Raw genomic sequence first — 11,313 nt, 5'->3', positions numbered from 1 at the left:
CCCGGACCAGCGCCGCGGCCGGGGCGCGTAGCGCGGTGCACCGGCGTCGCCGGGCCGGGCCGGCGGCCATGTTGCCGGCGGGCCCGGTCCACCGGCCGATCGTGACCGTGGCGAGGGGCGCGGCCCGGCCGTAGGGTCGGTGGATGTCGGACACCCGTTTCCCGGTCCTGCTCGACGGTCCGGGCAACCACGTCGACGACCCCCGGGAGCTGCTGGTCGGCTATCTCGACTGGTACCGGGAGGCGCTGGCCCGCAAGACCGCCGGCCTCTCGGAGGAGCAGCTGCGCGGTCCCGTCGACGGGCTCGGCTGGGCGCCGCTCGGGCTGGTGCGGCACCTGGGCTGGGTGGAGCGGCGCTGGATCCGGTGGGGCTTCGCCGCGGAGCAGGTCGCCCCGTGCCCGCCGGGCGAGGACGACGCCGAGTGGCGGGTGGACGCCCTGTCGACGGAGCAGGTGTGGCGGGCGTACCGGGCGGAGGTGGCGCACACCCGCCGGATCGTCGCCGGGGTGCCGCTGTCGCGGCGGGCCGCGCTCGGCGGCCGGTTCCAGGCCGCCGCGGACGCGCCGTCGCTGGGCCGGATCCTGTTCCACCTGCTCCAGGAGTACGCCCGGCACCTGGGTCAGCTCGACGTGGCCCGACAGTTGCTCGACGGGGTCACCGGCGAGTGACCGGGCGTCGCGCACCGGCCGGGGAGCGCCACCGGGTGGAAATTGTGAACGTGGCGAAAAGCGTAGGGGTCACGCTGATTTCTCAGCGTGACCCCTGCGCGGCGGATCGTGATGCCCCGGCGATGCCGGTCAGCGGTTCTTCCACGCCTCCACGACGTTGACCGGGATGCGGCCCCGCTCGGAAATCTCGTAGCCGTTCTTGGCGGCCCATTCCCGGATGGCCCGGTTCTGCTCGCGGTCCATTCCCGAGACCGCGGCGCGAGCCGGGCGGCGGACCGGGCGGCCGGCCTCCACGTTGCCCCGCCCCAATCGCCTGCCAGCGCCGATGTACGGGTCGAGCGCCTTGCGCAGGACCCCCGCGTTCTCGTCGGAGAGGTCGATGGTGTACGCCACCCCGTCCAGGCTGAACTCGACGGTCCGGTCGGCCTTTCCGCCGTCCAGGTCGTCGGTCAGAACGGTGATTACTTTCCTTGCCATCGCCATTGCTCCCTGTGTCGGGCGGGGTGTGGTCAAGAGTTTGACGTATCGGCCGGCTAATCCGCAACAATATGCGTCGCTTTCATTTGACGAGTCGCGCCAATCGTGGAAAATCCGCGCGGCCAATGGGCGGGCGGCGTCAGTCGGTGAGCAGTCCGGCGTGTCCGGCCAGCGCGGCGGCCTCCGCGCGGCTGGACACCCGCAGCTTGCGCAGCAGCGCGGCGGTCATCCGTTTCACCGTCCGCTCCGAGACGTGCAACTGCTCGGCGATTTCCACGGTGCTGCGACCCGCCGCGATGGACCGCAGCAGCCGCCGCTCCTCGGAGTCCAGGTCGACCGAGCTGCTGCGGGCCGGCCGGAGCAGGCCACGCAGCAGGGGACCGGGCAGCACCGCCCAGCCGTCGAGGACGGCCAGGATCGGGGGGAGCAGTTCCTCCGGCTCGCTGCTCTTGGGCAGGAACCCCTCCGCCCCGGCGCGCAGCGCCTCCAGCGCGGGCGCCGGGTCGTCCCCGCCGGACATCGCCACCACCCGTACCCGTGGGGTGGTGCGGCGGATGGCGGCGATCGCGCGGACCCCGCCGGGTGGCGGCATGTGCAGGTCGACCAGGGCGAGGTCGGGCTGGGTGCGACCGACCAGCGAGGCGGCGGCGGAGGCGTCGCCGGTGGAGTCGACGACCCGGGCGCGTCCGTCGGTGCTGGCGGGCAGCAGCAGCTCCAGGCCGCGGACGAAGAGCGGATGGTCGTCCACGACGACCAGCCGGATGGGGGCGTCGAGCATGCCTGTTTCCTTCCCGAACGGGTAGGGATCATGCGGATTCGTGGGGATAAGAGGGAGTTGGGCAGATGCGTGCGCGACGCGGGAACAGGACGCTGGTGCGGCGGGGCCGGCCCGCCGGCCCCGAGCAGGGGGAATCGTTCGGCGAACCCGCCGACCCTGGGCTCGTGCTGCGGGTGCTCTGCCACGAGCTGCGCACCCCGGTCAGCTCGCTGGCCTCGCTCACCCGGGCGCTCGCCGAGGACACCGGGCGGCTGGCCGCCGAGGAACGCCGGGCGATCAGCGAGCTGGCCCGCGAACAGGCCGCCCACCTCGACGGATTGCTGCGCGCGGTCACCGCCGGCGGAGGCACGCTGGCCCCGGCCGTCCGCCGGGAGCCGGACGCGCCGCTGGCCGATCTCCTGCCCGTGGTGGCCGCTCTCGTCCCGCCGCACCGACTGCGTACCCGGGTGAGCCGCCGGGCCGGCGGATGTCCGGTGCCGGCGCGGCGGACCCGCCAGGTGCTGGTGAACCTGGTGCAGAACGCGCTGCGGCACGGGCCGGCCGGCGGGAGGGTCGGGCTCTACGCCGCGGTGCGCCCGGCCGGGCTGAGCATCCTCGTCACCGACCAGGGCCGGTCGACCGACGGTCTCGCCGAGGCGCTGCGCCGGCCCACACCCGGTGCCGGGATGCACGGGCTCGGCCTGTGGATCACGCGCCAGCTGGTCGCCGCCGACGGCGGGTCGGTGCGGGCGCACCGGCTGCGTCCGCGTGGGGTGGCGGTGGAGGTGCTGCTGCCCCGGACCGGCCGCCGACCGGGTTGACCCCCCGGGGCCGCCGGATGGCCCCGACGGGTCGGCGCGGCGGGAACCCCGCTCGGTGTCACCCCGACCGCACCGAGGAGGAAAAAGCAATGTTCAGCCACATCAAGGACCTGCAGTTCGAGGCCAAGCCGGACGGACCCGACGCCGCGTTCGCCCGCCGGCTCCAGGAGATCCTGGGCGGCAAGTGGGGCGAGATGACGGTCGCCAACCAGTACCTCTACCAGGGCTGGAACTGCCGGCTGCCCGGCAAGTACAAGGACCTGCTGTTGGACGTGGGCACCGAGGAGATGGGCCACGTCGAGATGATCGCCACCATGATCACGCGGCTGCTGGAGAACGCGCCCCTGTCGTTGCAGGAGGCGGCCGACGACAACCCGATGGTCGGGGCGATCTACGGCGGCTCGAACCCGGCGCACTTCATCCACGGCGGCGGCGGCGCCCTGCCGACGGACAGCAACGGCGTGCCGTGGAACGCGGCCTTCATCACCGCCAGCGGCAACCTGATGGCCGACTTCCAGCTCAACGTCACCGCCGAGGCGCAGGGCCGGCTCCAAGTCTCCCGGCTGTTCCACATGACCGACGACCCGGGCGTCAAGCAGATGCTGCGCTTCCTGCTGGCCCGGGACACCATGCACCAGAACATGTGGATGGCGGCGATCGAGCAGCTCAAGGAGGACGGGCTGGAGGAGATGCCGGTCCCGGACGCCTTCCCCGACTCCAAGGAGTTCACCGAACAGTTCAGCTACACCTACCTGGACTTCTCGCCGGGCAACGACGCCGCCGAGGGGCGGTGGGCCGCCGGGCCGACGCCCGACGGCAAGGGCGAGTTCCGCTACGACCACAGCCCGCGGGCGCACGCCCCCGAGCCGGTGCTGGCTCCGGGCGACCCGCGCCTCTACGGCACCAACCCGGGCGTCGCCGGCGGCATTGCCACCAAGGTCAAGAGCAAGCTCACCTGAGGTCGCCGCTCCGGGCCGTCCCCGCGCGGACGGCCCGGCGGCACCCGTACGCACAGGAGGTGCGCTGTGACCGAACTCGTCGTGCGTCCGTTGGCGGACGCCTTCATGCAGGTGGGTGTCTACGTCGCCGTCATGGTGGCGCTCTTCGGCTGGCTGCGCTGGCGGTACGGGGACCGGATCACCGACGGGCTGACCCACCGCCCCCGGCTCGGCCCGCTGGTCGGCGCGCTGCTCGGGGTCAGCCCCGGCTGCGGCGGCGCGATCGTGCTGATGCCGCTCTACGCCCGGGGCAAGGTCTCCTTCGGCACGGTGGTGGCCGCGCTGGCCGCCACCATGGGGGACTCGTCCTGGGTGGTGCTGGCCTGGAATCCACTCTTCGCCCTCAAGATCCACACGTTGCTCTTCGCGGTGGGGCTGGTCACCGGGTACGTCGTCGACGCGCTCGGCATCGACCCGGCCCGCCGGCGCGCCCGCCCCGGCATCCCGGCCGTGGTCGCGGCCGTCGGGACGCCGACCACCGGCGCCGTCCCCGCCGTGGTCGGCCGCGCCGTGGTCGGCCGCGCCGTGGTCGGCCGCGCCGTGGTCGGCCGCGCCGTGGTCGGCCGCGCCGTGGTCGGCCGCGCCGTGCCGGCCGCGGCCACCAGCGCCGCCCCGGCCGCTCCGGTCGGTTCGGCCCTGGCCGGGCCGGTCGACGCGGTTCCGGCCCAGCCGGTGGGCCCGGGCGGCTCCGCCGGTCCGCGATCCCGCGGCACGGTCGCCGGGCGGAACGGGCTGTTCGACGGGCGGCGCCGGCCCGACCCGGCCACGGCGTTCTGGGGGCTGACCACGCCGGCGTTCGCGGTGTCGGTGCCGGTGGTGTTCCAGATGGTCGACCCCGCCGTGCTGACCCGGGCGCTCGGCGGGGTCGACCCGTACCTGGCGCTGGGGGTGCTCGGCACGCTGGTCGCGGTGCTGATCTTCGCCGCTGGCCGGGGGCGGCTGGCCGACGACAGCCTGGAAACGGCGTACCCGCAGTCGCTGCGCGAGACGTTGCGACACAGCGCGCACGAGGCGTCCTTCGTCACCGTCTGGGTGGCGGTGGCGTACCTCGGCTGGCAGGTGGTCACCACCGTCACCGGGTTCGACGGTTCGCAACTGGCGCTGACCGGCCTGCTCGGCGTGCTCGTCGGCGCGGCCATCGGGCTGATCCCCGGGTGTGCCGTCCAGATCGTCTTCACCGGCCTCTACGTCAGCGGCGGGCTGCCACTGCCGACCCTGGTGGCGAACGCCATCAGCCAGGACGGGGACGCGCTGATCCCGCTCGCCGCGCTGCGCCGGCACTCGGCCGCGTTGGCCACCGTGATCACCACCATCCCCGCGGCGGCGGTCGGTGCCGCCCTGCTCGTCCTGCTCTGACCCGGTCGGGGCGGGCGCCGACCCGCCCCGACCAGCCGTACGAAGGAGGCAACCATGTCACCCCGCTCCGTCCGCGCGGCCCGGCGCAAGCTCGCCGTCCTCCTCGGCCTGACCGTCGTCGCGCTGCTGTCCGGCCTGCCCGCCCCGACCGTCGCCGCGCTGGCGCTGACCGGCCTCGCCGTCCCGGTGGCCGTCGCCCTCGCCGGTGGGCGGCCCCGCGACCTGCTCCCGTACCGCCCCGCCCGGCGGGGTGGCCTGGGTCACACCCAGGAACAAGGGGAACGCTTTGTGACTTGAGCCTGGCACGCTCAACTCAACGCGATAGCAGGTGTTCGATGGCAACTCTTCCGGTACTTCCGCTGACCGACGCCGTCCTGCTGCCCGGCATGGTCATCCCGGTGACCCTCGACCCGACCACCCAGGCCGCGGTCGACGCGGCCCGCGCCACCGGCGACAAGCAGCTTCTCGCCGTACCCCGCATCGACGGCGAGTACGGCTCCGTCGGCACGATCGCCACCATCGAGAAGGTGGGCCGGCTGCCCGACGGCGAGCCCGCCGCCGTGATCCGCGGCCTCGCCCGGGCCCGGATCGGATCCGGCGTGCCCGGACCCGGCGCCGCCCTCTGGGTCGAGGCGACCGAACTCGACGAACCCGCCCCGGCCGGCCGGGCCCGGGAACTCGCCCGCGAGTACCGCGCGCTGATGACCTCGGTCCTTCAGCAGCGCGGCGCCTGGCAGGTCATCGACGCCATGGAGCGGATGACCGACGTCTCCGAGCTGGCCGACGCGGCCGGCTACGCGCCCTGGCTCACCCTGGCGCAGAAGACCGAACTGCTCGCCGCCCCGGACGTCGTCGCCCGGCTGGAACTGCTCGTCGGCTGGGTGAAGGACCACCTCGCCGAGCAGGAGGTCACCGAGCGGATCAACAGCGACGTCCGCGAGGGGCTGGAGAAGTCCCAGCGGGAGTTCCTGCTCCGCCAGCAGCTCGCCGCCATCCGCAAGGAGCTGGGCGAGGACGAGCCCGACGGCTCCGCCGACTACCGGGCCCGGGTCGAGACCGCCGAGCTGCCCGAGAAGGTACGCGAGGCGGCGCTGCGCGAGGTCGGCAAGCTGGAGCGGGCCAGTGACGCCTCCCCGGAGGCGGGCTGGATCCGTACCTGGCTGGACACCGTGCTGGAGATGCCGTGGACCACGCGTACCCAGGACAACACCGACCTGGCCGCGGCCCGCGCCGTGCTCGACGCCGACCACGCCGGCCTGGCCGACGTGAAGGACCGCATCCTGGAATACCTGGCGGTGCGCAACCGGCGGGCCGAGCGCAACCTCGGCGTGGTCGGCGGCCGCGGCTCCGGCGCGGTCCTCGCCCTCGCCGGCCCGCCCGGCGTCGGCAAGACCAGCCTCGGCGAGTCGATCGCCCGGGCGCTCGGGCGCAACTTCGTCCGGGTGTCGCTCGGCGGCGTCCGCGACGAGGCCGAGATCCGCGGTCACCGGCGCACCTACGTCGGCGCGCTGCCCGGCCGGATCGTCCGCGCGCTGCGGGAGGCCGGCTCGATGAACCCGGTCGTGCTCCTCGACGAGGTCGACAAGCTGGCCGCCGGCTACGCGGGCGACCCCGCCGCCGCGCTGCTGGAGGTGCTCGACCCGGCGCAGAACCACACCTTCCGGGACCACTACCTGGAGGTCGACCTCGACCTGTCCGACGTGCTCTTCCTGGCCACCGCCAACGTGGTGGAGACCATCCCCGGCCCGCTGCTGGACCGGATGGAGCTGGTCACCCTGGACGGCTACACCGAGGACGAGAAGGTGGCCATCGCCCGGGACCACCTGCTGCCCCGGCAGCGGGAGCGGGCCGGCCTGACCGCCGACGAGGTCACCGTGGCCGACGAGGCCCTCGCCCGGATCGCGGGGGAGCACACCCGGGAGGCCGGCGTGCGGCAGCTCGAACGCGCCCTGGCGAAGATCCTGCGCAAGGTCGCCGTCGAGCTGGCAGGCGACCCGGCCCCGGCCCGGGTGGACACCGGCAACCTGGCCCGCTACCTGGGCCGGCCGAAGTTCACCCCGGAGTCGGCCGAGCGCACGGCGGTGCCCGGCGTGGCCACCGGCCTGGCGGTCACCGGCGCCGGCGGGGACGTGCTCTTCATCGAGGCGACCAGCATGGAGGGCGAGCCGGGGCTGACCCTCACCGGCCAGCTCGGCGACGTGATGAAGGAGTCCGCGCACATCGCCTGGTCGTACCTGCGCTCCAACGGGCGCCGGTACGGGCTGGACCCGAACGCCCTCGCCGGGCGGCGGATCCACCTGCACGTGCCGGCGGGCGCGGTGCCCAAGGACGGCCCCAGCGCCGGCATCACCATGGTCACCGCGCTGGCGTCCCTGGTGACCGGCCGGCCGGTACGGCCCGAGTTCGGGATGACCGGCGAGGTGACCCTCTCCGGCCGGGTGCTGCCCATCGGCGGCGTGAAGCAGAAGCTGCTCGCCGCCCACCGGGCCGGCCTGACCGAGGTGATCATCCCGGCCCGCAACGAGCCGGACCTGGACGACCTGCCCACCGAGGTCCGCGAGGCGCTGACCGTGCACACCCTCGCCGACGTCGCCGACGTGCTCGCCCTGGCGCTGCGCCCGGCCGACGCCGACACCCTCACCGGTCCGGCGCTCGCCGCCGCCTGACCGGCGCCGCCCGAGGCGGCGGAACACGCCGAGGCCCCCGGTCCGACCGACCGGGGGCCTCGGCGTACCTCAGTGCCGGTCGCGGCGGCGCTCGCCGCCGAAGTCCCGGTCGCGGCGCTCGCCGCCGAAGTCCCGGCGCTCGCGCCGGTCACCGCCGTCGAAGCGGCGCTCGCCGCCGCCCTCGCCGCCGTCACGATCCCGCCGTACGGTGGCCTTGCGGCCCTTGATGGTGCTGCCGCGCAGACCCGCGATCACGTCGTCGGCGACGCCGACCGGGATCTCCACCAGCGAGAACCGGTCCGCGATCTCGATCGAACCGATGTCCCGACCGTTCAGCCCGGTCTCCCCGGTGATCGCCCCCACCAGGTCCTGCGGCCGGACGCCGGCGCGCCGGCCCAGCCCGATGAAGACCTGCGTGGTGCCGCCGGTGCGCGGCCGGGCGCCGCCGCGCCGCTCACCCCGGCCCCCGGTCTCCGGCCGGCCCTCGCGCGGGGCCCGGACCGCGACCTGCGGGATCTCCTCCTCGTCCTCGCTGGTCGGGCCGGCCGCCTCGTGCGCGAGCTTCACCGCCGCCAGCGCGACCTCCATCAGGTCGAACTCGTCGCTGAGCGTCTCGACGATCACCCGGAACGGGTCCAGGTCGTCCTCGAGCAGCGACTCGCGCAGCGCGGCCTGGGTCAGCTCCAGGCGGCGGGTGCGCAGGTCGGCCACCGTCGGGATCTTGTCGATGGTGATCCGCTGCCCGGTGACCCGCTCGATGGTCTTGAGCATCCGGTGCTCGCGCGGCTCGGCGAGGGTGATCGCCACGCCCTCCCGCCCGGCCCGGCCCACCCGGCCGATCCGGTGCACGTACGACTCCGGCGCCGACGGCACGTCGTAGTTGACCACGTGGGTGAGCTGCTCCACGTCCAGGCCGCGGGCGGCCACGTCGGTGGCGACCAGCAGGTCGGCGGTGCTCGACCGCAGTCGACCCATCACCCGGTCGCGCTGCTCCTGGCTCATCCCGCCGTGCAGCGCCTCGGCCCGGTAGCCCCGGCCGTTCATCGTCTCGGTGAGCCGGTCCACCTCCTCGCGACTGCGGCAGAAGACGATCGCCGCGGTGGGGGACTCCACGTCGAGCACCCGGCCCAGCGCGGCCGGCTTGTGCCCCCGGGCGACGATGTACGCGCTCTGCCGCACCCGGGGCGCCTCGCCGGCGACCGGCTTCTCCCGGCCGATCTGGATGCGTACCGGGTCGGTCAGGTGCTGGCGGGCCATCCCGTCGATCCGGGACGGCATGGTGGCCGAGAAGAGCACCGTCTGCCGCTGCGCCGGGGCGTGCTCCAGGATCGCCTCGATGTCCTCGGCGAAGCCCATGTCGAGCATCTCGTCCGCCTCGTCCAGCACCACCGTGGCCAGCTCACCCAGGCGCAGGGTGCCCCGGGCGATGTGGTCCAGGGCCCGGCCCGGGGTGGCCACCACCACGTCCACGCCGGCGTCCAGCGCCCGCAGCTGCCGGCCGATCGGCTGACCGCCGTAGATCGGCAGCACCCGGGTGCCCAGGTCCTTGCCGTAGCGGTGGAACGCCTCCGACACCTGCACCGCCAGCTCCCGGGTGGGCACCAGCACCAGCGACACCGGGTCGCCGCCGCCGCGCCCGTCCGGCATCCGCTGCAGCAGCGGCAGCGCGAACGCGGCCGTCTTGCCGGTGCCGGTCGCCGCCTGACCGAGCAGGTCCTGACCGGCCAGCAGCGGCGGGATCGCCTCCCGCTGGATCGGGGTCGGCTCCTCGTAGCCGAGGGCCGAGAGCGCGCCGAGCAGTTCGGCGCGCAGCCCGAGATCCGCGAAGGCGGTCGCCTCGTCGGTGCTGTCAGGGTTGGTCGGGTCGGTCGGTGCGGGTGCGGAACTCATGGGCAAAGCTTTTCATCACCGGCCCCGGTCCGCTCCGGCGACCGGCACAACCGTCGTGCAAGCCACTCAGAGGATGGTCAGCACCACGGTGACCCCGACGACGGTGTCGAGGACGGCGCACCACTCGGCGTACCCGCGCGGCACCACCCGCCCGGCCCGGTGGTGCGCGACGTCCCAGGCGGCGTGCCCGAGCCAGCCGGCGGCCACCAGCCAGCGCGCCGGGCCGTCGTTCGCGACCGCCGCGAGCCCGGCCAGCGCGGTCCAGCCGGCCAGGCCGGCGAGCTGCACCGGCAGCGTGCCGGGGGTGCGCCACTGCCGGCGGGCGGTGCCGATCAGCAGGTAGCCGGCCGGCAGCACGAGCAGCGTCACCGGCGGCGGGACCATGGGGAAGACCCAGTTGTCGACCGTCATCAGCAGCGCCAGCCAGGTCGGCCAGCGGCGCACCAGCGCGGCGACCACCGGGTGCCGGGGCCCCGGCGCCGGGTGCTCGTGCCGGTGCCGCACCGCCACCAGCACCATCGCCGGGACCATGAGCAGGTGCCCGCCGAGCATCAGCGCGTCCGCGCCGACCAGCCCGGCGGCGAAGGGCACCAGCAGCAGCAGGAACGGCAGGTACATGGCGGCGACCATCTCGGCGGTGGCGCGCGCCGGGTGGCCGCGGTGCCACATCCACGCGGCCATCCCGATCGACATGTCGGTGGCCATCACCAGGGCGGCGACCTCGGGCCGGGCCAGCGTGCCGGCGAGGCCCAGCGCCGCGCCGGCCGTGCGCCAGAGCGGACCGAGCAGCAGCATCCCGACCACCATGGCGACGGTCATCTCGACCAGGTGCCGCAGCAGGCGGCGGCCGGAGCGGTCCGTGGGGGTCGGCGGGGACGAGGGTACGGCGAGCGTCTCGGACATGCCTCGACCCTGCCGCCGACCGGCGCTCGGGCGACAGGCGCGACCGGCACGGAAAACCCGTGCGGGGCGCACGGCCCGACCGTGACGTTCCGCAGGGGTGGCCGCGGCCGGCGACCCCTAGGATCGGCGGACATGACGGTCGGCGCGGCGGTGACGGACCGGCGACTGCGTCGGGCCCGCGTGGTGACCCTCGGGTCGCTGGCCACCAGTCTCTGGACCAGCCTGCTGCTACCCGGGATCGGCCTGGCCCGCGAGCCCGACCCGGTCCGGCTGGCGTGTGGCGCGGTGGGCGTGGTCGCGTTCGCCCTCGCGCAGGGCGCGGTGCTGCACGCGGCGGTCACCCCCTGGCTGCACCAGCGGCGGCGCCGCCGGTCCGAGTTCGCGTTCGCCGTCGTCGCGGCGCTCAGCGTGCCGCTGGTCGGCCCGGTGGCGGCCGGCGCCTGGCCGACCTGGGCCCGGCTCGGCGCCTCGCTGATCGGCATGACGCCGCTGCTGCTGCGGCCGGTCGCCGCGCTGGCCGCCGCCGCGTCCATCGTGGCGGTCGCGCTGGGCGTGGCCGCCTGGACCGGCGGCGCGCTCGGCACCACGCTGCTCGTCACCGGCCTGGTCGGCGGCGGGACCGCCGCCGTCAACCGGGTGCAGGTCTGGTTCTGGGACCTGCTCGTCGAGGCCCGGCAGGGGCAGGCGGCCCGGGCCCGGCTCGCCGCCGCCGAGGAGCGGCTGCGCTTCGCCCGGGACGTGCACGACCTGCTCGGGCACGACCTGACGGTCATCGCG

9 protein-coding genes and 2 pseudogenes are annotated in these 11,313 nt (G+C 74.9%); 7 read left to right on the top strand and 4 right to left on the bottom strand.

Annotated elements, in window-relative coordinates:
* Window positions 1-143 precede the first annotated feature (143 nt).
* Window positions 144-668 carry a DinB family protein gene (locus KBX37_RS31455; protein ID WP_210779480.1) on the top strand — a complete coding sequence of 175 codons (525 nt, stop codon included), beginning with the start codon at window positions 144-146 and terminating at the stop codon, window positions 666-668.
* A gap of 129 nt (window positions 669-797) precedes the next feature.
* Here the strand turns inward: KBX37_RS31455 and KBX37_RS31450 are convergent, their stop codons facing one another.
* Window positions 798-1,145: an Lsr2 family protein gene (locus tag KBX37_RS31450; protein WP_210779479.1), complete on the bottom strand. Its 348-nt coding sequence runs from the start codon at window positions 1,143-1,145 to the stop codon at window positions 798-800.
* A gap of 139 nt (window positions 1,146-1,284) precedes the next feature.
* Window positions 1,285-1,923 carry a response regulator transcription factor gene (locus tag KBX37_RS31445; protein ID WP_210779478.1) on the bottom strand — a complete coding sequence of 213 codons (639 nt, stop codon included), beginning with the start codon at window positions 1,921-1,923 and terminating at the stop codon, window positions 1,285-1,287.
* Between the two features lie 65 nt (window positions 1,924-1,988).
* On the opposite strand from KBX37_RS31445, the gene KBX37_RS31440 reads away from it, so the two are divergent.
* From KBX37_RS31440 to lon, 5 genes are all read left to right on the top strand, one after another.
* The gene (locus tag KBX37_RS31440) at window positions 1,989-2,723 is read left to right on the top strand and encodes a sensor histidine kinase KdpD (protein ID WP_210779477.1); all 735 of its coding nucleotides are present in this window, start codon (window positions 1,989-1,991) and stop codon (window positions 2,721-2,723) included.
* An 89-nt stretch (window positions 2,724-2,812) separates the two neighbouring features.
* Window positions 2,813-3,682: a manganese catalase family protein gene (locus KBX37_RS31435; protein WP_210779476.1), complete on the top strand. Its 870-nt coding sequence runs from the start codon at window positions 2,813-2,815 to the stop codon at window positions 3,680-3,682.
* A gap of 66 nt (window positions 3,683-3,748) precedes the next feature.
* Window positions 3,749-5,077 carry a putative manganese transporter gene (locus KBX37_RS35745; RefSeq protein ID WP_210779475.1) on the top strand — a complete coding sequence of 443 codons (1,329 nt, stop codon included), beginning with the start codon at window positions 3,749-3,751 and terminating at the stop codon, window positions 5,075-5,077.
* A gap of 54 nt (window positions 5,078-5,131) precedes the next feature.
* Window positions 5,132-5,374, top strand: a complete 243-nt coding sequence (locus KBX37_RS31425; protein WP_210779474.1) for a hypothetical protein — start codon at window positions 5,132-5,134, stop codon at window positions 5,372-5,374.
* A gap of 38 nt (window positions 5,375-5,412) precedes the next feature.
* A complete protein-coding gene (gene lon / locus KBX37_RS31420) occupies window positions 5,413-7,743 on the top strand; it encodes an endopeptidase La (RefSeq protein WP_210779473.1) in 2,331 nt (776 codons plus the stop codon).
* Window positions 7,744-7,878: 135 nt separating this feature from the next.
* Here lon and KBX37_RS31415 read toward each other — a convergent pair.
* Together KBX37_RS31415 and KBX37_RS31410 are read right to left on the bottom strand one after the other, a co-directional pair.
* Window positions 7,879-9,633: pseudogene (locus KBX37_RS31415) on the bottom strand (DEAD/DEAH box helicase); the annotation flags it as partial.
* 66 nt (window positions 9,634-9,699) lie between these two features.
* A complete protein-coding gene (locus KBX37_RS31410; RefSeq protein WP_247659366.1) occupies window positions 9,700-10,536 on the bottom strand; it encodes a hypothetical protein in 837 nt (278 codons plus the stop codon).
* Between the two features lie 132 nt (window positions 10,537-10,668).
* On the opposite strand from KBX37_RS31410, the pseudogene KBX37_RS31405 reads away from it, so the two are divergent.
* A pseudogene (locus tag KBX37_RS31405) lies at window positions 10,669-11,313 on the top strand (histidine kinase); the annotation flags it as partial.

Source organism: Micromonospora sp. U56 (assembly GCF_018070095.1).
Classification (GTDB): domain Bacteria; phylum Actinomycetota; class Actinomycetes; order Mycobacteriales; family Micromonosporaceae; genus Micromonospora; species Micromonospora purpureochromogenes.
The sequence above is the reverse complement of the archived record's forward strand: the minus strand, read 5'-3'. Positions and strand labels throughout refer to the sequence as shown.